Annotated in this window: 22 protein-coding genes; 12 read left to right on the forward strand and 10 right to left on the reverse strand. The window is 69.2% G+C overall.

Annotated features, from left to right (window positions below):
- Positions 1-24 precede the first annotated feature (24 nt).
- Positions 25-1,041 carry a LacI family DNA-binding transcriptional regulator gene (locus BQ2383_RS10050; protein WP_091033212.1) on the reverse strand — a complete coding sequence of 339 codons (1,017 nt, stop codon included), beginning with the start codon at positions 1,039-1,041 and terminating at the stop codon, positions 25-27.
- Positions 1,042-1,179: 138 nt separating this feature from the next.
- On the opposite strand from BQ2383_RS10050, the gene BQ2383_RS10055 reads away from it, so the two are divergent.
- The 6 genes from BQ2383_RS10055 to BQ2383_RS10080 all read left to right on the forward strand — a co-directional run bounded on the left by BQ2383_RS10055 (position 1,180) and on the right by BQ2383_RS10080 (position 6,921).
- The gene (locus tag BQ2383_RS10055; RefSeq protein ID WP_208617652.1) at positions 1,180-1,962 is read left to right on the forward strand and encodes a 6-phosphogluconolactonase; all 783 of its coding nucleotides are present in this window, start codon (positions 1,180-1,182) and stop codon (positions 1,960-1,962) included.
- Positions 1,959-3,143, forward strand: a complete 1,185-nt coding sequence (locus BQ2383_RS10060; RefSeq protein ID WP_208617653.1) for an N-acetylglucosamine-6-phosphate deacetylase — start codon at positions 1,959-1,961, stop codon at positions 3,141-3,143. The genes BQ2383_RS10055 and BQ2383_RS10060 overlap by 4 nt, the downstream gene beginning before the upstream one ends.
- The gene (manD, locus tag BQ2383_RS10065; RefSeq protein WP_091033214.1) at positions 3,140-4,378 is read left to right on the forward strand and encodes a D-mannonate dehydratase ManD; all 1,239 of its coding nucleotides are present in this window, start codon (positions 3,140-3,142) and stop codon (positions 4,376-4,378) included. The genes BQ2383_RS10060 and manD overlap by 4 nt, the downstream gene beginning before the upstream one ends.
- A 67-nt stretch (positions 4,379-4,445) precedes the next feature.
- Complete coding sequence (locus BQ2383_RS10070) at positions 4,446-5,318, forward strand: hypothetical protein (protein WP_244175978.1); 873 nt, start codon at positions 4,446-4,448, stop codon at positions 5,316-5,318.
- Complete coding sequence (locus tag BQ2383_RS10075; RefSeq protein ID WP_208617654.1) at positions 5,315-6,076, forward strand: spermidine synthase; 762 nt, start codon at positions 5,315-5,317, stop codon at positions 6,074-6,076. The genes BQ2383_RS10070 and BQ2383_RS10075 overlap by 4 nt, the downstream gene beginning before the upstream one ends.
- The gene (locus BQ2383_RS10080) at positions 6,073-6,921 is read left to right on the forward strand and encodes an SMP-30/gluconolactonase/LRE family protein (RefSeq protein WP_091033217.1); all 849 of its coding nucleotides are present in this window, start codon (positions 6,073-6,075) and stop codon (positions 6,919-6,921) included. Before BQ2383_RS10075 ends, BQ2383_RS10080 begins: the two co-directional genes overlap by 4 nt.
- A gap of 101 nt (positions 6,922-7,022) precedes the next feature.
- Here BQ2383_RS10080 and BQ2383_RS10085 read toward each other — a convergent pair whose 3' ends face one another.
- Both BQ2383_RS10085 and BQ2383_RS10090 read right to left on the reverse strand, forming a co-directional pair.
- Entirely contained in the window at positions 7,023-7,877 is an 855-nt protein-coding gene (locus BQ2383_RS10085; protein WP_091033218.1) for a fumarylacetoacetate hydrolase family protein, read from the reverse strand.
- Positions 7,878-7,890: 13 nt separating this feature from the next.
- Positions 7,891-8,865 carry a C-terminal binding protein gene (locus BQ2383_RS10090; RefSeq protein WP_091033220.1) on the reverse strand — a complete coding sequence of 325 codons (975 nt, stop codon included), beginning with the start codon at positions 8,863-8,865 and terminating at the stop codon, positions 7,891-7,893.
- Between the two features lie 76 nt (positions 8,866-8,941).
- On the opposite strand from BQ2383_RS10090, the gene BQ2383_RS10095 reads away from it, so the two are divergent.
- Both BQ2383_RS10095 and BQ2383_RS10100 read left to right on the forward strand, forming a co-directional pair.
- Positions 8,942-9,691: an SDR family NAD(P)-dependent oxidoreductase gene (locus tag BQ2383_RS10095; RefSeq protein WP_091033223.1), complete on the forward strand. Its 750-nt coding sequence runs from the start codon at positions 8,942-8,944 to the stop codon at positions 9,689-9,691.
- Positions 9,684-10,028, forward strand: a complete 345-nt coding sequence (locus tag BQ2383_RS10100; RefSeq protein ID WP_091033224.1) for a nuclear transport factor 2 family protein — start codon at positions 9,684-9,686, stop codon at positions 10,026-10,028. Before BQ2383_RS10095 ends, BQ2383_RS10100 begins: the two co-directional genes overlap by 8 nt.
- A gap of 193 nt (positions 10,029-10,221) precedes the next feature.
- Here the strand turns inward: BQ2383_RS10100 and BQ2383_RS10105 are convergent, their stop codons facing one another.
- Together BQ2383_RS10105 and dinB are read right to left on the reverse strand one after the other, a co-directional pair.
- Complete coding sequence (locus tag BQ2383_RS10105) at positions 10,222-10,560, reverse strand: SdpI family protein (protein WP_091033227.1); 339 nt, start codon at positions 10,558-10,560, stop codon at positions 10,222-10,224.
- Between the two features lie 144 nt (positions 10,561-10,704).
- Positions 10,705-11,901 (reverse strand): DNA polymerase IV, encoded by a 1,197-nt coding sequence (dinB, locus tag BQ2383_RS10110; RefSeq protein ID WP_091033338.1) that lies wholly within the window; start codon positions 11,899-11,901, stop codon positions 10,705-10,707.
- 103 nt (positions 11,902-12,004) lie between these two features.
- Here dinB and BQ2383_RS10115 point away from each other — a divergent pair, with 103 nt between their 5' ends.
- On the forward strand, positions 12,005-12,835 hold the full coding sequence (locus BQ2383_RS10115) for a zinc-ribbon domain-containing protein (protein ID WP_091033231.1): 831 nt from the start codon (positions 12,005-12,007) through the stop codon (positions 12,833-12,835).
- Positions 12,836-12,989: 154 nt separating this feature from the next.
- Positions 12,990-15,404, forward strand: a complete 2,415-nt coding sequence (locus BQ2383_RS10120) for a hypothetical protein (RefSeq protein WP_140403335.1) — start codon at positions 12,990-12,992, stop codon at positions 15,402-15,404.
- Positions 15,405-15,662: 258 nt separating this feature from the next.
- Here the strand turns inward: BQ2383_RS10120 and BQ2383_RS10125 are convergent, their stop codons facing one another.
- The 5 genes from BQ2383_RS10125 to BQ2383_RS10145 all read right to left on the reverse strand — a co-directional run bounded on the left by BQ2383_RS10125 (position 15,663) and on the right by BQ2383_RS10145 (position 21,754).
- Positions 15,663-15,950, reverse strand: a complete 288-nt coding sequence (locus tag BQ2383_RS10125) for an SDR family oxidoreductase (RefSeq protein WP_244175979.1) — start codon at positions 15,948-15,950, stop codon at positions 15,663-15,665.
- Between the two features lie 260 nt (positions 15,951-16,210).
- Positions 16,211-17,287, reverse strand: coding sequence for an enolase C-terminal domain-like protein (locus BQ2383_RS10130; RefSeq protein ID WP_091033239.1), 1,077 nt, complete (start codon positions 17,285-17,287; stop codon positions 16,211-16,213).
- A complete protein-coding gene (locus BQ2383_RS10135; RefSeq protein WP_091033240.1) occupies positions 17,284-18,039 on the reverse strand; it encodes an SDR family NAD(P)-dependent oxidoreductase in 756 nt (251 codons plus the stop codon). The genes BQ2383_RS10130 and BQ2383_RS10135 overlap by 4 nt, the downstream gene beginning before the upstream one ends.
- A 54-nt stretch (positions 18,040-18,093) precedes the next feature.
- Positions 18,094-19,485: a hypothetical protein gene (locus BQ2383_RS10140; protein ID WP_091033242.1), complete on the reverse strand. Its 1,392-nt coding sequence runs from the start codon at positions 19,483-19,485 to the stop codon at positions 18,094-18,096.
- A 34-nt stretch (positions 19,486-19,519) separates the two neighbouring features.
- Positions 19,520-21,754 (reverse strand): DUF4148 domain-containing protein, encoded by a 2,235-nt coding sequence (locus BQ2383_RS10145; protein WP_244175980.1) that lies wholly within the window; start codon positions 21,752-21,754, stop codon positions 19,520-19,522.
- Positions 21,755-21,903: 149 nt separating this feature from the next.
- On the opposite strand from BQ2383_RS10145, the gene BQ2383_RS10150 reads away from it, so the two are divergent.
- Together BQ2383_RS10150 and BQ2383_RS10155 are read left to right on the forward strand one after the other, a co-directional pair.
- A complete protein-coding gene (locus BQ2383_RS10150) occupies positions 21,904-22,560 on the forward strand; it encodes a GntR family transcriptional regulator (RefSeq protein ID WP_091033244.1) in 657 nt (218 codons plus the stop codon).
- A gap of 8 nt (positions 22,561-22,568) precedes the next feature.
- Positions 22,569-23,489 (forward strand): SDR family NAD(P)-dependent oxidoreductase (locus tag BQ2383_RS10155; RefSeq protein WP_091033343.1); only part of this gene is annotated, 921 nt, incomplete at its 3' end.

Here is a 23,489-nt window from a genome sequence, read left to right on the forward strand (position 1 = left end):
TAAATCATGCGACCGGTTGCATGGTCAACCGCCGATCGTGTGCGCAGCCTCCGTGGTGGCCCGGACGACGAGGTGCGTGGCGATCGTCACGCGGGCATCCGAGCGCTCCCCGCTGGCGAGCACGCCGAGCAGAAGCTCGGCTGCCGCATCGCCCGCCGCCGCCGAGGCGGCCGAGATCGTGGTGAGGGCCGGATGCGTGCCGGAGGCGAGGGTGTCGTCGCATCCGATCACGCTGATGTCGTGGGGAACGTCGATGCCGCGCAGCGCGAGTCCCGCCATCACGCCCTGGGCGACCACGTCGTCGAACGCGATCACGGCCGTCGCCTCGGAGGCGAGAATGCCGCCGACCGCGTCGCGTCCGCTGGCCGAGCTCGGGCGCCCCAGCTCCTGCACGATGACCTCGAGTCCCGCGCGCTCGGCAGCCCGGGCGAGGGCGGCCCGGCGCTGCTGGTCCGACCACGACTCGCGCGGCCCCGACAGGTACACCACGCGGGCGTGGCCCAGGCGATGCAGGTGCGCGACGGCCTCGTCGAGGCCTCCGCTCGGATCGATCAGCACCCGCGCCAGGCCCTCGATGTCGCGGTTCACGAGCACCACGGGGCGCGAAGCGTCGAGCTCGCGGATGCGGTCCTCGTCGAGGCGCGGGGAGGCCAGGACGAAGCCCTCGACCTGGGCGCTGAGGCGGGAGGTGAGGTTGGCCTCGCGGTCGGCGATCTCGTCGGAGTCGCCGAGGAACACCGCGTAGCCGGCGGCGTCGGCCAGCGTCTGCACGCGGCGCACGAGCGGCGGGAAGAACGGGTTGGCGATGTCGGGCACGACCACGGCGACGTTGCCGAAGCGACCGGTGGAGAGCGCGCGCGCGGCGTGGTTCATGACGTAACCGAGCTCGTCGGCCGCGGCCTTGACACGTCGCACCGTCTCGGGGTTCAGCAGCTCGGGGCGGCTGAACGCACGGGAAACCGTCGACCGCGAGACGCCGGCCACGCGGGCGATGTCGCCGATCGTCACCGACGTCGATGCCGTCTTCCTGTTGCCTGTCACGTCACACACACTAAGCCCGTGCACCGTGGCTGCGCGCGTGCGAACCCTCGGGAATCTCCTCGTGGGGGCGGCGAGAACGCGAAACGGATCCTATTCGGGGGCTTGACTTTGCAAGCGGTTGCATTAATCTTGCGAATCATGAGCACGACGACGTTCGCCCTGCATGCCCACCCCGACCGCGCCGCGATGGGCGCTGCCGCCGCGCGATCGGCGGCGCGCACGCTGCGCGAAGCCGTGGCCGCTCGCGGCACCGCTCGGATGATCGCCGCCGCCGCCCCCAGCCAGCTCGACGTGTACCGAGCCCTCACCGCCGAGCCCGACGTGCCGTGGGACCGCATCACGATCCTGCACATGGACGAATACCTCGATCTCGACCCCGCGGCCCCCCAGCGCTTCGGCAACTGGCTGCGCACCCACCTCGTCGATGCGGTGCAGCCCGCCGCGTTCCACCCCATGCGCACCGAGCTCGGCGCCCAGGCGGCGACCGAGGAGTACGCGGCCCTGCTCGCCGAAGGGCCCATCGACCTGGTGTGCCTCGGCATCGGCGTGAACGGCCACATCGCGTTCAACGATCCGCCCGACGCCGACCTCGGCGACCCGTGCCCGGTGCGCGTGGTGCAGCTCGACCTCGCCAGCCGCGTGCAGCAGGTCGACGACGACTGCTTCGATACGCTCGAGGCCGTGCCCACCCACGCACTGACGCTGACCATCCCGGCGCTGATGAACGGCGCCCACCTCGTGTGCGCCGTGCCCGATGCCCGCAAGGCCGAGGCCGTGCGCGCCCTGGTCGAAGAGCCGATCAGCTCGCACTGGCCGTGCACCGTGCTGCGGCGGCACTCGCGCTGCGAGGTGCACGTCGACCGCGACGCGGCATCGCTGCTGCATCCCGCACCGGCCGTGGCGGCCCAGGCGGCGCGATGACCGCGCGCACGCTGCACGGTCGCGACGCCCTCGGCGCGGGCGGGCTGGAGGTCGTCGTCGAGCACGGCCGGATCAGCGCGCTCACCCCGACCGCCGACCCCGGTGACGGCGCCCCGTGGATCGGCCCCGGGCTCATCGACCTGCAGGTCAACGGCCACCTCGACGGTGACGCGAATGCGGCAGAGCCCTCGCCGGCCCACATCACCGCGATGGCACAGTCTCTCGCCGCACACGGCGTCACGCGATTCCTGCCGACCGTCATCACCGCCTCGCCCACCGAGATGCTCGCCCGCATCCGTGCGATCGACGAGGCCGTGCGCACCTCGACCGCGACCTCGCGCGCAGTCGCCGGCATCCACGTCGAGGGACCCAGCCTGTCGGAGCAGGACGGCCCCCGCGGCGTGCATCCGCTCGCGCACATCCGCCCACCGGCCATCGCCGAGCTGCAGACCTGGCTCGACGCCGCTCCCGGCCTGCTCCGGGTCGTGACCCTGTCTCCGCACCATCCGGGGTCCGTCGAAGCCACACGCTTCCTCGTCGCGCACGGCGTGCGGGTCGCGGTCGGACACACCCACGCGACGGATGCCGAGATCGCCGCGGTCGTCGACGCCGGCGCCACGCTCTCCACGCACCTCGGCAACGGCGCGCACGCGGTGCTCCCCCGGCATCCGAACTACCTGTGGACCCAGCTCGCCGAACGCCGGCTCGCCGCCGGTGTCATCGCCGACGGCCACCACCTGCCCGATGCGACGCTCGCGACCATGATCGCCGCGAAGCGCGACCACGGCATCTTCCTCGTGAGCGACGCCGTCGCCACGCCCACGGCCCTGCGGGAGAACGGCGTCTCAACCATCGGCGGTGGCGTGCACCTCGCCGACGACGGAGCGCTGCGGCACGTGTCGACCGGATTCCTCGCGGGCTCCGTGCAGACCCTCGACGTCGGTGTCGCCACCGTCGCCCGCCTGACCGGTTCGCTGGCGGCGGCGGTGCGGCTCGCGACCTCGGCCCCCGCAGCCGTCCTCGGCGACGGTCCGCACTGGACGGTCGGCGCCCGTGCCGACGTGCTGCTGTTCGACTGGGCGCCCGGCGAGCGCGCGATCACGCCACGCGAGGTGCTGATCGCCGGCGAACCCGCCACCGACATGACCGACGCACCCGCAGCCGCAGGAGGAACCCGATGACCATCGACAGGGCTGACGTGATCGTCACGAGTCCCGATCGCAACTTCGTGACACTCAAGATCACGACCGCCGACGGCGTGACGGGTCTGGGCGATGCGACGTTGAACGGGCGGGAGCTCGCGGTCGTCGCATATCTGACCGAGCACGTGGTGCCGTTGCTGATCGGGGCGGACGAGTCGCGCATCGAGGACACCTGGCAGTTCCTGTACCGGAGTGCGTATTGGCGGCGGGGACCCGTGACCATGGCCGCGATCGCCGCGGTCGACATGGCGCTGTGGGACATCAAGGGCAAGGTCGCCGGCCTCCCCGTCTACCAGCTGCTCGGAGGCGCATCCCGGAACGGCCTCATGGCGTACGGGCACGCGTCGGGCAAAGAACTGCCGGAGCTGTTCGACTCGATCCGCGCGCACCAGGAACAGGGATACAAGGCCATCCGGGTGCAGACCGGGGTGCCCACGTTGAAGGCGATCTACGGGATCGCGTCGCAATCGGCCGACGCCGGGGGCGGCGAAGCCCGGTACGACCACGAACCCGCCCGCCGCGGCGCGAAGCCGGTGGAGGAGGACTGGGACACCCGCGCCTACCTCAACCATCTCCCCGGGGTGTTCGAGGCGGTGCGGAACGAGTTCGGCCCCGACATCCCCCTCCTGCACGACGGCCACCACCGGATGACGCCCATCCAGGCCGCCCGGCTCGGCAAGGACCTCGAGCCGTACGACCTGTTCTGGCTCGAGGACTGCACGCCCGCCGAGAACCAGGAGGCACTGCGCCTGGTGCGCCAGCACACCACGACGCCGTTGGCGATCGGCGAGATCTTCAACACGGTGTGGGACTTCAAGGACATCATCCGCGACCAGCTCATCGACTACGTCCGCGGAGCCGTCACCCACATGGGCGGCATCACCGCACTGAAGAAGACGCTCGACTACGCGGCGATGTACCAGATCAAGTCGGGCATGCACGGGCCGACCGACATCTCTCCGGTCGGCATGGCCGCCGCGATGCACCTGGGACTGTCGATCCACAACTTCGGCATCCAGGAGTACATGCAGCACGGCGCCCGCACCGACCAGGTCTTCCAGCAGTCGTTCACCTGGACCGACGGATACCTGCACCCCGGGAACAAGCCCGGCCTCGGCGTCGAGCTCGACACCGACGAAGCGGGCAAGTACCCCTACGAGCAGGCCTACCTCCCCTACAACCGCCTCCTCGACGGCACCGTCCACGACTGGTGAACGCGGGGTGGTCGCGCCCGTGAGAGACCTCGGGCGCGACCACCCCGCGCAGTAGGCTGAACGCATCATGGACGAGTTCATCCAGGGCTTCTGGAACTTCGCGCAGCACTACTGGTGGCTCATCTTCCCCATCATGGGGATGGCCGGCGGTGCCGCGAAGGCGTGGGAGCAGGGTTCCAAGCGCCGTCACGAGCGCCGCCTGGAGACTCTTCGCATGAAGGCGCAGCTGAAGACCGCCGAGATCGAGGCCCGTGCGCTCACCCAGCAGGCCAAGCGCCGCGGCCCTTCGGTGGTCGACACCACGGCATCCGTCGTCCCGAACGACCTGGTCGCGCGACTGTTCGCCGAGCACGACGAGATCACCGCCCGCTGGCTCGACTACGAGCTCGACGTCGCGAAGCTCATCGCCTTCCCCGCCATGAGCGACGGCCGTCAGCCGCTGACCGCCGCGTTCCTGCGCGCCAAGAAGACGGCGGATGCGCTGCGTCCGGCATCCGCCGAGGCGAAGGTGTCGGAGCAGCAGATCACCGAGTATCTGCAGGCCGTGGGCGACTACGCGGTCGCATTCGAGATCGCCGAGAAGGATGCCCGGCGGCTGCGCGACTCGACGTTCACCGCGCCGGAGCGCAAGCGCCTGGAGCGGGCTCAGCAACTGCTCAAGGTCGCGGTCGACGAGTCGGCCACGCAGGCCGAGCGCAACGTCGCCTACAAGCGCGTGCGCGAAGAGCTCGACGGCCTCATCCTGCTCTCCGATGACGCCGTCACGGTGCTCGAGAAGCAGGTGGCGAAGGAGATCTCCGCTCCCGCCGCGGCCGCGGAGGAGCCCGAGCGGATGAGACTCCCCCTCCGCGACGAGAAACCCCGAGACGCGAACACATCCGCGGGCCCCGCCCGCACCCTGCCCCTGCCGGGCGACGACGACGGAGGCACGCCGCGGTGATCACTCGGTTCGAAGAGCTCGACTGGCAGACGACGCCGATCGGCGACCTCATGCTGCGCCGGCGCACGGAGCCGGCGGTCGGGCAGGAGATCTACGAGGTCAAGCTCGGCGACGAGTACCTGATGTCCAGCCTGTTCACGGTGGCAGAGGAAGAGCTCGCGAACCTGGGCCTCGCCGCGGTGGTCGGCGACGACCTCTCGGTCCTGGTCGGCGGGCTCGGGCTCGGCTACACCGCCGTCGCGGCGCTGCGCGATGCGCGGGTGGCATCGCTCACGGTGATCGATCGACTGGGCGCCGTGATCGGCTGGCACGAGCGCAAGCTCCTGCCCGCGTCGGCGGAACTCGTCGAGGATGCGCGCACGAGTCTGGTCGAAGACGACTTCTTCGCCGTCATGCGGTCGGCACCCGCTGAGGGGCACCGCGGGTATTCGGCGATCCTTCTGGACGTCGACCACTCTCCCCGCCACCAGCTCGACCCGACGCACGCCGACCTGTACGACGCCGCCGGTCTGCGTGCGCTCGATCGTCACCTCGCCGTCGGCGGGGTCTTCGCCCTGTGGTCGGATGATCCGCCCGACGAGGATTTCATGGCCGAACTGAACGCCGTGTTCGATGATGCCGTCGCCCACATCGTCGACTTCGACAATCCTGTGACCGACGGGGTGTCGTCGAACACCGTGTACGTCGCGCGCAGTCGTGGAGCGGACTCCGTGTCGCTCGACGCCGCCGCGCGCACCCAGCCGAGAGAAGAAGCATGACCCCGGAGAACGTCACCGGTCCCGTCGCCCGTCACGCCGAAGGTCCCGTGTGGTGGCCGGGCTGGGGTGGACTGCGGTGGGTCGACGGGGAGGCCGGCGATCTGCTGACGCTGGGCACCGACGGTGTGACCCGCCAGCACATCGACGACGAGTACCTGGCGTTCGCCCGGCCGCGCACGAACGGCGGCCTGGTGGCGGTCGGCGCCCGCACGCTCTACCTCGCGGATGACGTCGACGGCGAGACGCGCGCCGTAGCGACCCTGCACGAAGATCCGCACGTGCGCATGAACGACGGATGCTGCGACCCGCGCGGCCGCCTGCTCGCCGGGTCGATGGCCTACGACGCCGCACCGGACGGCGGATTCGTGCTGCGGCTCGACGCGGAGCTCACGGTCTCGACTGTGCTGCCTCGGGCGACGATCTCGAACGGCATCGGCTTCTCGCCCGACGGCCGCCGCGCCTACTACGTCGACACCGCCACCCACCGCATCGACGTGTTCGACGTGGCCGAGGGCGAGCTGCGTGGACGGCGGGCATTCGTCTCTATCCCCGAGGAGCAGGGGTCCCCGGACGGACTGACGGTCGCCGCAGACGGCAGCGTGTGGGTCGCCCTCTGGGGCGGCAGCGCCGTGCACGGCTACGACGCGACCGGCACTCTCGTCGCGACGATCAAACTGCCGGTGCCGCAAGTGTCGGCGTGCACGTTCGGCGGCGACGACCTCGGCACGCTCTACATCACGACGTCAGCGCAGGGCCTCCCCGACGACCACGGCACCGAGGCGGGTTCGGTGTTCGCCGTGCGGCCCGGTGTGCGCGGGCTGCCGGTCACGCTGTTCGCCGGCTGAGACGGGCGCATGCCGAGAGCCCGACGGCCTCTGCCCGAGGCACGGTGCACTCAGCAAAAGTAACCGTGCCCCGGACACAGGCCGCCGGGTGGCGCGGGCGGTCAGCCCAGGTGCACCCGTTCGGTGCGCTGGTGCTGGCGGCCGAGACCCTCGATCTCGATCGTCATCTCGTCGCCGTCCTGCAGGTACGGAAAGCGCCCGGAGAGCGCGACACCCTGCGGGGTGCCGGTGTTGATCACGTCGCCCGGCTCGAGCACCAGGTACTGGCTCAGCTCGTGCACGATCTGCAGCACCGGGAAGATCATGTCAGCCGTCGAGGAGTCCTGACGCGCCTCGCCGTTCACGAAGGAGCGCAGGCGCAGCGCCTGCGGGTCGACCTCGTCCGCGGGCACGAGCACGGGACCGAGGGGGTTGAACGTCTCGGAGCACTTACCCTTCGACCACTGCCCGCCCGACACGTCGAGCTGGTACGCCCGCTCCGACACGTCGTTCGAGATCGTGTAGCCGGCGATGACTTCGCGCGCGGCATCCGGAGACGACAGGTACCGGGCCGTCTTGCCGATCACGATCGCCAGCTCGACCTCCCAGTCGACCTTCTCGGCGCCCGGCGGCAGCAGCACCACGTCGTTCGGGCCGACGACGGTGTTCGGATGCTTGAAGAAGATCACCGGATGCTCGGGCGGCAGCGACCCCGACTCGGCCGCGTGCGCGGCGTAGTTCTGGCCGATGCAGACCACCGCGGTCGGACGAGCGACCGGGGCGCCGATGCGCAGCCTCTCGACCTCCGCCGTGGGCAGCTCGCCGCGGTCGAGTGCCGCGCGCACGCGCGCGATGCCGTCGGACGCGAGGAAGGCGCCGTCGATCTCGGCGGTGAGGGGTGCGAGGTCGTAGACGATGCCGGCCTCTCGGACGTAGGGGCGTTCCTGGCCGACCGGGCCCAGTCGCAGCAGTTCCATGATGATCCTTCGGTCAGCGCGCGGCGGCGTAGGTCGGATTGACGATCGGCACGGACTCGCCGGCGAGGTACCGGATGATGTTCTCGGCCGCGTGGACGGGCAGATCCGCCAGCGCTTCGGGAGAGAACCAGGCGGCGTGCGGGGTCAGCAGAACCTGTTCGAGGTCGCGCAGCGGCGAGTCGGCGGCGAGGGGCTCCCCCGCGAACACATCGAGGGCGGCGGCACCCAGGTGCCCGGCGCGCAGCGAGGCCGCGAGCGCGTCCTCGTCGATGAGCGGACCGCGGCACGTGTTCACCACGACGGCGCCGGGCTTCATGGTCGCGATGGCCGCAGCATCGACCAGGTGCCGGGTCTCGTCGGTGAGCGGCACGTGCAGCGTGAGGATGTCGGCCTGCGCCACGGCATCCGGAATCTCGACGGGCTCGCACCCGGCATCGCGCACGGAGTCGGCGGGGGCGTAGGGGTCGGCGACGAGGACGCGGAAGCCCAGCGCCCGACATCCACGGGCGACCATGGACCCGATGCGGCCGAAGCCGAGCACCGAGACGGTGGTGGCCGAGGGGCGCACGGCGAGCGGGCGGGCATCGACGGCCTTCCAGGTGCCGGCGCGCACGGCGCGATCGTAGGCGGGGAGACCGCGAGCCTGCGTCATGATCATCGCGATGGTGTGCGCGGCGACCTCTTCGATGCAGTAGCTCGGGGTGTTCGCGATGGCGATGCCGCGGGCGGTGGCGGCCTCGACGTCGACCATGTCGTAGCCGATGCCCACGCGGCTGATGATGCGCAGGTTCGGCATCCGGTCCATCACCTCGCCGGTGATCTGCGCCCACTGCACGACGAGCCCTTCGGCGTCGGAACCGGCGGCGGCGATGTCGTCGAGGCTGCCCGATGCGGCGCGCTCGGCGCGCAGCCCGGCCTGCCGGAGGGTGTTCTCGATGACGGTTCCCGGCAGGTCGCAGTCACTGACGAGGATGAAGGGCGCAGTCATGAGAGCGATGCTATAGCATCTAGCAGATGTCTGCACAGCACTACGGTTGGCCATCATTTGCTATAGCATCGGACGCATGACTACGCGCCGCGCTCTGATCACGGGGGCCAGTTCCGGTATCGGAACCGCCGCCGCCCTCGACCTCGCCCGCGAGGGCACTGCCCTCTGGATCACGTACGCCGGACGGGAAGCCGAAGCTCTCCGCGTCGCCGAGGAGTGCCGGGCGGCCGGCGCCCCCGAGGTGCACGTCTCGCGCCTCGACCTGCGCGAGCGCGAGTCGATCGACGCGCTGGTCGGCGAGATCACGGATGCCTGGGGCTCGCTGCACGTGCTCATCAACAACGGCGGCGTGTGCCCGTACACCGCCTACGACGACATCGACTTCGACGAGTGGGACATGGTCCTCGAGACCAACGCCCGCGGCACGTTCTTCCTCACCCGCGGCGCTCTTCCGCTGCTCCGGGCCGCCGAGGGGGACCGCTCCGTGATCAACATCGCGTCGATCGCCGGGCAGGTCGGCGCGCTGCAGACCGGCATCCACTACGCCGCCAGCAAGGGGGCGATCCTCGCGATCACGCGCAGCTTCGCCCGACACCTCGCATCCGAGGGCATCCGCGTGAATGCGGTCACCCCCGGTCCGGTCAAGAGCGCGATCACCGACCAACTGCAGGGGGCAGGCCGCGAGAAGCTCGAAGCCGGCATCCCCCTCGGCGCCTTCGGTCAGCCGGAAGACGTCGCCTGGATCATCACCTCGCTCGCGTCTGAGCGCGCCCGCTTCATCACCGGCGCCACCTACGACGTCAACGGGGGCGTTCGCATTGACTGACTTCTCTGCCCGCTCCGCCATCGACACCGTCCAGGCGCAGCTCGACGCGTTCAACGCGCACGACCTCGACGCCTTCGTCGCGACCTATGCCGCGGATGCCGTGATCACCGGCGTCGCTCCCGAACCGGTGATGGGCTCAGCCGCGATCCGCGCGTTCTACGAGCCGCGGCTGCAGAATCCCGAGCTGTCGTGCGTGATCGAGACCAGCGTGCTGTTCGGCACCCGCTGGGTCGTCGCGCAGGAACAGGTCATCAACGCGGGCACAGCGACCGAGACCATCGCGACCTTCGACGTGGTCGACGGGGTGATCTCCCGCGCCTCGATGCTCAAGGCCTGAAGCTGCGGCGGACGCGGCGTCACAGGAAGCGCCTCTCACCTGGCTCCTCTCGATCCCCGATACCTGGGCATCCCCTCTCGCCTCTCGCCCGGGAGGAGAACTCCGCGTGGGGCGGAGCATCCGCCGCGACAAGTCCTCCCGACAGGGAGTTCTCCTCCCCACGCCGCGTCACCCGGATCAGAGGAGTGAGCCCCTACCCCGCGTGCGCGGCGGAACCTGCGCGGTTCGCCTGAAGGAGTGAGACAACAGACGTGGCGAGGAAGATGGCCGCGACCGCCACGACAGCGATGAGGGAGACAGTGCCTTCGGTGACGAGCGCGATGAGGGCTGCAGCGAGACTGACGACGAAGCCGATCCAGACGGTCTTGGCCGCCGCGCGGTGGGATGCTGCCCACGATGCGTCACTTCGCATCGTCGCGTTCGTGCGGATGCCGGCGAGCCGGTTGCGGCGCAGTCGACCGCGGCCGGCGAGTTCCGTCAACACGGCGGTGAGCAGCAACAGCGCGGGGAAGATCACGGCGATGACAGGCATGCCGGCAGTCTAAAACGCCCTTGCTCGACCACGCGAGGCGAAGGAGATCTCGCGGAATGAAGGAGTGATCGGCGCGAAGGCTCCTCAGGTCGCGCTTTCTCCTTCAGCACACGCGGTCGCAACGTCAGCACGCGCGCGCCCGGGTCACTCGTGCTCGGGCAGGATCGGCGACGACCACCCCGGGTCGCGCCCCAGTTGCGCCGCCCGCGACACCGAGGTCGAGCCGTAGCGATCGCGCAGGGTGTCAAGCACCGAATCGAGTCGCGCCTCATCACCCCAGTCGATCGGCAGCTCGGGCGGCACGTTCTCGGCGCGGTCGAGCTGCGACAGGGAGATGCCGATCAGGGTGATGCCGCGCGCCGAGATCTCGGCCTGCGCCGCGGCGAGCAGGGTTCGGGCCACAGTGAGCACGATGGCGGTGCGATCGGTGGGCGCTCGGAGCGAGCGGGAGCGCGTGGCCTTCGTGAAGTCGCCGAAGCGCAGACGCAGCACGACGGTGCGGCAGACGCGGTCGCCGTCGCGGAGTCGCCGCCCGAGCCGGTCGACGATCTGGGTGAGGATCAAGTCGAGCTCCTCCGCGGACCGCGGACGGCTGCCGAGCGCGCGCTGCGAGCCGACCGATCCGCGCCGCCGGGTGGTGTCGACCGGTCGCGGGTCCCGCAGCCGGGCGAGCGCGTGCACATGCGCACCCGTCGCCTTGCCCAGCATCCGCTCCGCCGTCGCCGCCTCGAGCTCGGCGAGCTCGCCGACCGTGCGGATGCCGTAGCGGTGCAGTTTCTCGGCCGTCACCGCTCCCACGCCCCACAGCCGTTCGACCGGAAGGGGAAGCAGGAACTCCTCCTCACGCTCGGGTTCCACGACCAACAGTCCGTCGGGCTTGCTCACGGCGCTGGCGACCTTGGCGAGGAACTTGGTGCGCGCGACCCCCACCGAAATGGCAAGTCCTGCCTCCGCGCGCACGCGTTCTCGCAGCCGCGCCGCGATCTGCTCGGGAGTGCCGGCGATGCGTCGCAGACCCCCGACCTCGAGGAACGCCTCGTCGATCGAAAGCCCCTCGACGAGCGGGGTGGTGTCGCGGAAGATCGCGAACACGTCTTTGCTCGCGGCGGAGTACGCCTCCATCCGCGGGGGGACGACGACGGCATCCGGGCAGAGCTCACGCGCCTGCCGGCCGCCCATCGCCGTGCGGACCCCGCGCGCCTTCGCCTCATAGCTCGCGGCGAGCACGACGCCACCGCCCACGATGACGGGTCGACCGCGCAGTTCCGGCGCATCACGCTGCTCGACCGACGCGTAGAACGCATCGAGATCGGCATGCAGCACCGTGGCTTCCCCACGCATCCGTTCTCCCGTCGACGTGCGGATCGTCGCACGGACAACGGACATCAAGGTCGGGATCGAGCAAGAACGACGGGATGTCCGTGCTCGCGGATATCGTCGGCGCGTGCCGGAACCGGTGAAGCAGTGGTGGGCGCGACGGCAGTTCTCCCGCGGTCGCGCCGTTCCGTATGAGGTGGGCACATACCGCGCCGGATGGGCGGCATACCCGGAGCTGATCCGGCAGTACCACCCCGAGCTCAACCACGGCATCGCGCTGTCGCAGGTCCCGCTCGCGGCCGATGTGCTGCTCTGTTGGGAGTGCCCGGTCGGGCATCGGTTCGCGGCCACCCCGACCGAGCAGCGCGAGCGGCCGGGACAGGTGCGGCGCCGCTCCGCGTGGTGTCCCGAATGCTCGGCGCTCGCCCGTCCGCAACCGGTCGTGCTGGGCGAAGCTCGCGCCCTCCCGCGCAAACCCCGTCGCCCCGCGCTCGCGCTCTGCACCAAGACACCCGACCTGCCCGCCGGGACCGCGTTCGTGAGCGCGTGCGCCCCGCGCCCGGCATCCGCGGTGGAGGGACGCCTGCGCGCAGAGCTCGGAGCGCTGATCGAGTTCGACGCGGCGGTGAACGCGGTGAAAGTGTCGCGCGCGTTCTTCCGCCACACCGAGGTCTGGCCCGACATCGTGTTTCCGGAACTGCGAGTCGCGCTGGAGTATGACACGGTCGGCCGTCATGGCCTGGAGCACGTCGGCAAGCGGCAGGATGCCGATCTACGCAAAGACCGCGCCCTGCGCGCTGCGGCGTGGGAGGTCATCCGCATCCGCACCGGGAAGCTCGAGCCTCTGGGCCCGCACGACCTCGCGCTGTCGTCGGTGAGCGCCAAGAGCGTGGCGCGCATCATCGACGAGCTACGGGCCATCCGCGGCGCGCTGCTCGTCGACGCGTATCTGCGGTGAGGCTGGGGCCGTCGACATCCCGCGCACCAGCGCGTTGCCAGGTGACGGTACTCCGCGGCCCCAATGACGATGGGCTGCGGCCATGTCGTGACTGACGATCGCGGGCACACCGATATGCCGCCATAATGAGTGCGTCGAAGGTAAGGAGACAATGGTGCCGACCCAACTTCCACCCGAGCTGGCCGCCGTCCTCGATGGCGATGATCTGCGCGAGAAGTACGCCAGCTTCGTCGACCTCGTCAGGCTTCTCGGGGACTCGATCATCGCGAACGACTACTCGATCCCGGACGGCTTGTCGAGTTCGGTCAAGTTGACGGACTACGGGGATGCGGCACTGACCAAGGTCGTAACTGCGAAAGCGGACAAGATTCCCGCCAAAGAGGCACGTCTGATGTGCGCGCTCGCAATCGGACGAGAAAAGCTACTGGTTGATATTGAAGCCACCGACCTCGACGGCATGTCTAAAGCTGTCTCAGCTCAGATCCTCTCGGGCAAGATCCGCTTCCCATTCGCTTTTGGGCGCGAGTCCTATGACGCGTACGCAGCCATGTTCGAAGAGGGCCAACCTGTTCTCACCTACGACGAGACACAACGCTTCCTAGACAGTACTCCGACCGGTGTTCAGCAGTACGGCCGGTACGTGACGGGTCCATACGGTTTGCTCGAGTCTCAGTCAACCCGTCAGCTTGCCTCGGGGCGACGTGTCGAAGCGTTTCATTGCTCAGACACGATGTGCGATGCTGCGCACCGCATCCACTTGACAACAAGTAGCACGGCCACCATCAATAGTCATCGAGACCGCTTCGAGGATGCGTTTCCAGATAACGAGAAGAAGGAGATCGACTGGTTCGGAGCAGCAGACGACGTCCGCGACGTCGATGCAATCATGTTCTCAGACACAGCGGTCGGCGTCTCTGCGACGCTATTAGGGGATGCGCTGAGTCTCAGGGAACTCCGGGCGCTGATTGCGTACCTGCTCAACGCAACGGCGGGCAGCCTTCGAAAATTGGTTAGTCCGTTCCTGGAAGTCAACGATGCAAACGCCGCCGTCGCAGACTTGGATCGCGCGCAGCTAATGCAGATCGCTCTTCTTGTCAAGGAAACTGTACTGCAGGAGGCGCTGGATTCACTCGTCTTCGATGGCGAGATTCACGTGCCGCGTGGGGAAGTTCGGTGCCCCGTCCTGAACAAGGAGCGTCGCTCCGGTGCGTTCGGGCTATCGCCAGAATTGGGAAGCCTCGGTGTGCGATTCGTTTCCGACCATCCGGGCTTCGCTGCTTTACGGCTTCGTGACGAGTTGACGAACGTCTACGCGCTCTCGGAAGACTCCGTACGATCCGATCTGGAGTGGATGTTGCGGGGCATTGTCGCGGACTCACTCGAAGAGCAGTTGGACACTTTCTTCCGCACGGCCGAACCACTGGAGTGCGTAACACGTCTCGGCCTCGTCAGCAGAGACACTTTGTCACGCCTGGCCAAGAATCTCCGGATCGCACACGGCCTCGATGAGGGGGACGTGAGCATCGCAAATCGCATCCTATGGAAGCTCGGCTTCCCTCTCCATAGCGAACAGGATCCGCGAGCCGAGTACTGGAGGCTTCATGAGAAGCTCCTTGGACTCACTCGTGCATCGAGCGCTCCCGGGACTCGCGACACCGAGGAGTTTCTAGGCGTCGCGAGCAAGTACTTCCGCGAACTCGAGCGCTTCCTGCAGGAGTCGCTCGCCTTCTCGGCATGGGCGCTCCTACATGATCACGTCGTGGATCCGCATGCATATCAGTATGGATTCGAGGCCGATAATGCGCGGGGATTGGAATTGGTCCAGGAATCGGTATCGTACGGAGGTGACTCGCTAAAGAGCTACGACTTCCTCAGCGATAAGCTTGACATTTACACGATGGCACGCGGGTTCGAGTTCCTCTCCGCGCGGCTATCCGCCCTTGCCACGGAGTCGGAGTCCCTCGGTCGGCCACGGAACGATTTTCCTGCCTACTCTCGCGGGAGCCGTCTCAAAAAGTTTCCGTTCACCTCGACGGCCCCCTTCCTCTCGCTCACCGAAGGAAGCCGCCTCAAGATCACCTCCGGCCTGAAGAGCGTTGCGCAAGCGCTGCAGCGCGGGAAGGTCAACGAGGTTCGAAACGACCATCAGCATTACCGCAAGACTGCGTCGGGCGTGGGCCAGATCGAGCAGGCTCTGCGGGAGGCGGAGAACGCTATGCGAATGATCGAGTCACTGGGACTGGCACTCGTTGAGTCCCAGGTAGAAGATGCCGTCCATGACCGTTGGGGGCGTTCGGAGTACTACCTTGCAGCCCCAAGGGGCACACGCCATGTGATCGCTCGGCCCTCTAGCTATGACTGGCTCGGGCTCCCTGAACTCGATCAGGCGCAGTACATATTGCGCGGCGCGGTCTTCGCTGAGCCCAACGAGGTTCTCCGGTTCCAGCGGCGCCTGGACAGTGAGTACTCCGAGATGTGGCAGAACATTCCCGCACGACGACGCCCCCGCGGCAGCGCGCTGAGCCAAAACTCGGTCGAGCATCGGGGAACAGAGGTTCGAGGAGCCTGATCCCACACCTAGACGGATCCCGCTTCGCGACACACTCGACCGGTGCCACCGGGCTGCTCGTGGACGCGCACATACGGTGATGCGGTGGCTTGTCGAGACTCCCCGTAGTCAGCCTCCGAAGCGCTCCCGCGGGGCGGTGTCGACCGCCATGTCGCCGAAGGATGCCGACCAGGCGCCGTCGACCGCGATGGACCGGCCCGAGAAGTACGGCGCCTCGTCGGCGGACCCTCCGCGAGCGCTCGCTCCTCGGCCGCCGGGTCAACCGGACGGACAATCTGCGCCTCCAGATGCGGAGTGCGCGCCCGCGGGGGCGACGATGTCCGGTCGCATGCCGAGAACGCCATATGTCATCGCCACTCTGCGTGCGAGGGCATCGATGTCGGTCTTGGCGAAGTCGTAGGCCGTGTGATCGGTGAAGCTGGCGCGACCGCGGATCGACCCGATGGTCACGATCGCGCCCGACAGGCCCTGATCGATGATCGCCGACACCGCGGCGGAGCAGCCGCAGATGTAGACAGAGCCGTTGATGCCGAAGGTCTCAAGCACCACATCTTCATCGCGCTCGTGTAGCCGAGTGCACTTCGAGGTACCGGCCTTGCTAAGTCATCCGGCGACCGGGGTTCTGGCGCCCTCGGGTCCGGTGCACGCTCATGCGGTGCAGTATCGGCCGCGCGTCGCCGAGCAGGACCTCCGATGCGAAGCCCTCCTCGATCGTGCCCAACTCCTGGCGAGCGCTCTAGACCGACCACGGATTCAGCCGTTGCCGATGAGGAGCGCGCGCGGCGCGACTGGCGGCGGCCGACCTCTCAGTCCGTCCCGAACGCGAACACGCCAGGATCAAGCGTGAACCCGAGCCCCGGAGCATCCGTCGGCCGGATCCGCCCCTCGAACGACGGACCGCCGAGCACGAACGACGGCGCCGGGTCGTACGGGTTGATACCCCGCGCGAAGGTCTCCACGCCGATGCCCAGGTGGGCGGTGACCTCGGGGTAGACATGCCCCGAGACGGGCACGCCGCGCTCGGCCGCCCAAGCGATCAGCTCCTGGGCCGGGGTCACGCCACCGATCGCGACGACGTCGAGGCGCAGCGCTTCGACCCCGCCGACCTCGACCAGCGCCTTCAGCACGGCAGGGTCGGTGACCTCATCGCCGACCGAGACGGGAAGTCCCGATTCCCGGCGGATGCGCGCGACACCCGCGGCGTCTTCGGGGAGCAGCGGGTCTTCGAGCCAGGCCAACTGCGGGTCTCCCCACTGCGCGATCTCGGCCAGGGCGGCATCGGCATCCGGCCAGCCGAAGCCGACGTCGACGATCAGACCGGTCGCGGAGGGCAGCTCGGCGTTCAGCAGGGCGAACAGCTCGCGCATATATGCCGGATCGGGAATGCGGGAGATCTTCACGTACGTCCAGCCGTCTGCCTGAGCGAGAACCTCGTCGGCGACCTCGCGCGGAGCCCGGTCAGGCGACGGGTATGCGGCGACGAGAATTGATTCCCGCGGCGCGTCTCCGGTGCCGAGCAGCGTCCACAGCGGCACGTCCGCGCGCCGCGCCGCGATGTCCCACAGCGCGATGTCGACGAGGCCGATGGCCCGGCGAACGAGACCCACCCGCCCGACAATGGCACTGCCGCGCAGCATCCGCTCCCAGGTCGCGATCGGGTCATCGGCATCCGCACCGACCGCATGTGCCGCGACGAGCCGGTCGACGATCTCGGCCATCGGCGCCTCGCGCGACAGGCAGTATGCGACGCCGGTCGTGCCGTCGTCGGCGGTCGCCTGCACCGCGCTGTACTCGCGGCGGGTCACCGTCATCGCCCCCAACTGCAAGGGCGCGGGGAGGGGCAGCGCGGCCGTGGCCGTATCGATGCGCGCGATCGTGCTCATTCGGGCTTCTTCGCCAGGGGGATGCCGTAGTCGACCATGAAGCCGCCGTCGACATACAGGGTCTGGCCGTTCATGTAGCGGGACTGGTCGGAGACGAGGAAGCTGACGGCCGCGGCGATCTCACTCGCGTCGCCCAGGCGCTTCGCGGGGATGCGCGACAGGATCGTGTCGAGGCTGAGTGTGCCCGCCTCGACGCCCTGGCGGAAGACTCCCGTATCGATGTAGCCGGGCGCGACCGCATTGACCCGCACGCCACGCGCGGCCCACTCGGCACCGGCGGTCGAGGTCAAGCCGATCACGGCCGCCTTGGTCGTGGCGTAGGGAGCGCGTCCCGCCGAACCGCGCGACGAGATCGACGAGATGTTCACGATGCGGCCGTCGCCGCGCTCCAGCATCCGCCTGCCGGCGGCCTGCAGTGCCGAGAAGACGCCGTGCAGGTTGACGTCGACCACGGCCGACCACTCGTCCCAGCTGAGGTCTTCGATGCCACGGTGGCGCTGGATGCCGGCGTTGTTGACGAGCACCTCGATGGGTCCGAGCTCAGCCTCGATCTCTCCGAACACCCGGTCGACGCCGGCGTGGTCGGTCACGTCGAGCTCGCGCCACAGGATGCCGGCGGGGTTCTCTCCCGAGGTGAGTCCGGGCACGCGATCCGCGGCGACGACCGTGTAGCCGTCGGCGGCGAGGCGCTGGCCGATCTCCCAGCCGATGCCGGCGGATCCTCCGGTGACGATGGCGACGGGCGCGGTCATTGCTCTCCTCAGGGTGTGCGAGATTTGCTATAGCAAGTGTAGCGGGCGCGCGACTCAGCGGTCGAAGAGATCGGCGACGACCGCCGCGACATGCTCCTCGAGCAGGTCGAGCGCGCCGGGGGCCAGCGGCGTCTGCCACGCCTGGTACGCGCCGCGGTCATACGCATCGCGCGTCGGCAGGTACACGAAGCCGGGGCCGTTCGTGAGGTTCATCACGACGATCGGCGTCTCGGGGAACCGCGCTCGCAACGCGGTCTGCAGGCGCGAGTACGCCTCGCCCGGATGCCCGACGATCACCGCATCCCCGAGCCGCCAGGCCCAGACCGGATGCTGCACCGTCGGGCCGTCGATGTACCCGTCACGCAGGTTGCGCGCGCGGCCGAGGCGCTCCTCGCGCGACCGCGGGTCGATGTCCTTCCACTCCTCGGCGAGCTCGTCCAGCGTCGGCAGGTCGCGCAGCGGAAGCTCGACCGACGCCACCGAACCGGCCGCGCCCTCCCCGCCGGAGGCCTCCTGCCCCGCCCAGATCGCCAGCGGGGCGCCCGACTCCACGACGCCCTCGAGCGTCAGCTCTTCCCCCGGCGCAGGCAGCGCGTCGAGGGCCGCGAGCACCGCATGCCCGAGCGAGCGTCCGTGGCGGTCGGCGACCGAGACATCGCCGGTGTACTGCTCGCGAGGGGCCAGCTCGCCCGAGGCGCCCTGCACGAACAGGCACGGTGCATCCGTGGCCGCCTCGACGATCTCGCGCATCGCGCCGACATAGTCCGGCGATACCTCACGGCTCTGCCAGGCGAGCGTGGTCGGGTGGCAGGCATAGTTCACGAGCGTGCCGCGCACGACACCGTCGACGCTGAGGCGGCCGATCATGACGGTGTCGTCGGCGGCGCCGGCGGGATTGAAGCCCACGAGCGCACGACCGTCGACGTCGAGCTCGCGGTCGGCCGCGAGCGTGCAGCGGCCGGTCGTCCACTCGATGAGTCCGAGAACCGCCCCGTCGAGTGCCTCGCGTCCGGCGGCGATGCCCGCGGCGGCGAGCGCCTCGAGGTACCCGGGGATCAGCTCTCCACCCGGGAGGTGCGCATCGGCCGCGCAGAGCACCGCGCCGGCATGCGTGTGCGAGAGCGACAGCATCAGCTGATCGGGGTCGAGTCCGAGGCCATCGAGGATCGCCCCGCGGACACCCTGCTCGTCGGCCACGCGGCGCCACCAGGTGCCGTCGACCGCGAGCAGCAGGCGCGGCCGCTCGTCTCCCGCGATCACGGCGAGCGCGGTCAGCTCGAACGGGCGGTGCGCCCCCTCGGAGCGCTCCCAGTCGGCGGGACCCCAGTTCTTGGCGCGGATGCCGATGGGCGGCGTGACGTCGCGCCGGGCGATGCCGATGCGCGCGCGGGTGCGCGGGATGCGGATGCGGTCGCCGAGATGCGTGGGCGATGCCGTGTCGTTCACTCGAAGTCCTCCATGTGCTCCATGATGCCGCCGCTCACGCGCTCGTGAGCACGTCGGCGATCAGCACGCGGTCTCCGGCCTCGGGGAGATCCGCCTCGACGCCACGCTCGACGTTGTCGCTGTAGAGGAGCGTGGAAGGCTCCGAGAAGCCGTCGGCCAACCGCAGCCGCCCTCCGACGAACTGGCTGCCGGTGACGCGCGCGTGGTTGACGCCCGTGCCGATGTCGACGTGTGCCACGCCCTTCGGCGCTGCCGAGGTCAGGCCGCTCAGACGCCAGGTGATGACCCCCGAGCCGGCGGCTCGGGACAGCATGGCGCCCTCCGCGCGCTCTGTGCTGAGCTCGACGCCCTCCAGCGCGATGGCCTGGTCGCGCACGGCGGTCGCGGAGAGCACGGCATCGCGCACCGAGCCGCCCCGGATGGTGACCCTCGACGCGCTGATCTCGGCGGGCGCGCCCTTCGCCGGGCCGCTCAACCGGCAGTCGACGAACTCGACGGTTCCGGAACCACGCGCCTTCATCCCGTCGATTCCGGTGATCGTGCAGCGCACGAAGCTGACGGGAACGGTGACCGGGGTCTGGATGAGCACCTGATCCTTGGGGAGCGCGAAGGTGCAGTCCTCGATCGTCGTCGGCCGCGACGATCGAGCCGACCGCTGCCCGATGGCCAACAGCCCGGCGGTGCACCCGCGCACCTGGGCGCCGTCGGCGTTGATCGTCATGGTCGCCTGCGGGTCGAAGGTCGACCGTCCGATCACCCGCACGTTCTCGAGAGTCAGGTCGCTGATCTTCGTGCCGGCGACGAACCACGAGCAGACGTGGTCGCGCACCGTGATGCGCTTGGCCGAGGTGCCCCACTGCGCGCCAGAATTGGCGATGTCCATCAGCCCCGAGCATCCGATGAAGGTGAGGTCGTGCTCGTACTGACCGTGGGTGGTGAACGGGTTGCCGCCCTGATCGTCGCCGTCACCGTGGCAGTTCTCGACGATGCAGTACGCGCTGGCGGTCAGGTCGTTGAGGTGCCGCGCGTTCGACGACGTGCAGTCGCTCACCCGCCCGTAGAGGCAGTAGATCTGCTGCGTGAGGTACCCCGCGCCGCCGTAGAACACCGTGGGCGGGTTCTCGACCGAGCAGCGTTCGGTCGTGAAGTGGGTGTTCCACCGCCGCATCACGACGGGCCACCAGGTGCGGCTGGCGTGCACATCGGCGACATCGCATCCGATGGCGTACTCGAACGCGATCGGATGCGACCCTGTCAGCTCGCGCGCGTCGGGGAACGAGCCGTCGGTGGGCCCGTCGAAGGGACCGGCGCCGAGGAACCGCATGTTCGAGATGCGCACGCCTTCGACCGGGGCCATCTGCCGCCAGGTGAGCTTGCGGCCCTTGTCCAGCGGCCAGCCATTGAGGTAATTGATCCGGATGTGCTGCCCATCGATCTGCTGCGTCACCTGGACGAACCGCTGGATCTCGCGCTCATCGGCGCCGCCTCCGGCGACCGTGTCGCACTGCACCGCCCACCACGTGTCGACGGGGAACTTCGCCGCATCGGGGACGGCGACCGCATCCGTCAGCTCAGGCCAGGCCTCGGCCAGCTGATGCTCGACGACGACGTCTCGGGATACCCCGGTGAAGAACATCACCGCGCCGAACGGGTTGTCGTGGGTGTTCGGCTCGATGCCCTCCGTCGCGATGACGTGCCCGCCGAAGTCGATCTCGAGGTGGGAGCGCGTGAAGCGATGCCGCTTCTGGAACAGCAGATCCGTGTGCGCTTCGATCCGCCGGATGCGGGGATCGTTTACCATCGCGGCGAGCGCATCATCGGCCGCCGTCTCGGGCCCCGTGATGCCGAAGACCCGGAAGTCGAGCGTGCCGTCATGCTGCAGCAGCCAGGTGGTGCCGCGCTTGCCGGCGATCACCGTGCCGCCGTTGGGCGTGATCTTCGCCGCGTCGGACCCCACGTACACGAGCAGCCCCGCGTCGCCCGGTGTCCGGTAGCCGGCGACGATGGCCACCTCGCCGGCCCGCGCACGGAGGCGGGCCAGCTCGGCGACGGTCTCCGCCCTGGTGATGTCTTTCGCACCCATGGCGACGGGGGCCGCCTGCGCGGGTGTCACGACAGCGAGGGAGCCGGCAGCGCCGAGCGCGACCGCACCGAGTCCGGCCATGAGGGCGCGGCGACCGGTGGACCGCACCGTCCCCTCCGCGTCAGCGCTCGCCGGTCTCGTGGCACCTGCGTGCGGATCCGTCACAACGGTCGATCCATCGGTCATGACAACCCCTTCGTCATCGCTTCGAAGTCTTTGCTATAGCATCTAGCAAATATGCGGCGGTGTCCACCGATCCGAGAAATGCCATAGCATCGAGCGAACGAATGCGCACCACTCGACGAGGCTGCGCCGCGGATCGAGAGGGCACCCGAATGCGCAGCGTCTCGGATCAGAACATCGCCGAACAGGTCACGGACGAGCTGCGCGCCGCTATCCACTCCGGAGAGCTGGCGCCCGGCGAGCGCCTCGTCGAACGCAAGCTCGCCGACTGCCTCGGCGTGAGTCACATCCCGGTGCGCGAAGCCCTGACCCGTCTGGCCGAAGAGCGTCTGATCACCCGCGAGCCCCGCCGCGGCGCCCGCGTCGCACAGCTGAGCGCGCAGGATCTGGAGGAGATCTCGAGCCTGCGGATCGTGCTCGAGCAGTTCATGGCCATCCGGGTGCAGGAGCGGTGGAACGAGGAATCCGCCGCCCGTCTCGGCGCCATCGTGCAGGCGATGTCGGATGCGGCACCCGGCGACATCGACGAGGTGCTGCGCCAGGACCGCCTGTTCCACGAGACCCTCGCCGACCTCGCCGAACACCGCTTCCTCGACGAGGTCAGCGGGCAGCTGCGCGGACGCATCACCGGGTTCCTGCACGCCGCCAACGCGGCACTCGACCCCGCCGAGCTCGAGGAGCACGTGCGCAGCCACCAGCAGATCGTCGACGCCATCGCGAGCGGAGACCCCGACCGGGCACAGGCGGTCATCGCCGAGCACGTCACCCGCGCGGTCCGGCGCATCACCCCCTCGGCCGAAGCCGAGTGACGCGGCCCGTGCCTCAGAAGACGATCGTCCTCACCGGAGCATCCGACGGGATCGGGGCAGCCGCCGCTCGCCAGCTCGCCTCGCCGTCGAACCGACTGATCCTGGTCGGCCGATCGGTCGAGAAGACCCGCGCGGTCGCGGAGGAGACCGGATCGGACTGGTTCACGGCCGACTTCGCCCGCCTCGACGACGTGCGGGCGCTGGCCGGGAAGATCACGGATGCCGTCGGCGATGGCGGCATCCACGTGTTGGCGAACAACGCCGGCGGCATCTTCGGAGATCAGACCCCGACCGTCGACGGCTTCGAGAAGACGATGCAGGTCAATCACCTGGCGCCGTTCCTGCTCACTAACCTGCTGCTTCCGCAGCTGCTCGCATCCGACGGCGCGGTCATCAACACCTCGAGCATCGGCCACCGCCTCTTCGGGCACATCGACGTCGACGACCTCGACAACACCCGCCGCTTCAGCCCGAACAAGGCCTATGGCGACGCGAAGCTCGCCAACGTGCTGTTCGCGAAGAGCCTGCACACGAAGTTCCACGCCGACGGGCTCAGCGCGGTGGCGTTCCATCCGGGCACCGTGCAGACGAACTTCGCGTCCGACTCGTCGAGCATCATGCGGCTGCTCTACCGCACGCCGCTCAAGCACCTCCTGCTGATCGGGGCCGACAAGGGCGGCGACACTCTGCGCTGGTTCATCGAGGGCACCCCCGGCGACACCTGGCTTTCCGGCGCGTACTACGACGAGCGCACCCTCACCACGAAGGTCAACCCGCAGGTGAACGACCCGGATCTCGCCGAGGCCCTCTGGCAGCGCAGTGCCGCCCTCGTCGGCCCCGATCAGCAGGAGGTGCTTGAGCGGCGTGCGGTAGAGCAGCCGCATGATGCTCGACGAGTCGGACGCGAAGTTCGTCTGCACGGTGCCCGG

Source organism: Microbacterium oxydans (assembly GCF_900095745.1).
GTDB lineage: Bacteria > Actinomycetota > Actinomycetes > Actinomycetales > Microbacteriaceae > Microbacterium > Microbacterium oxydans_B.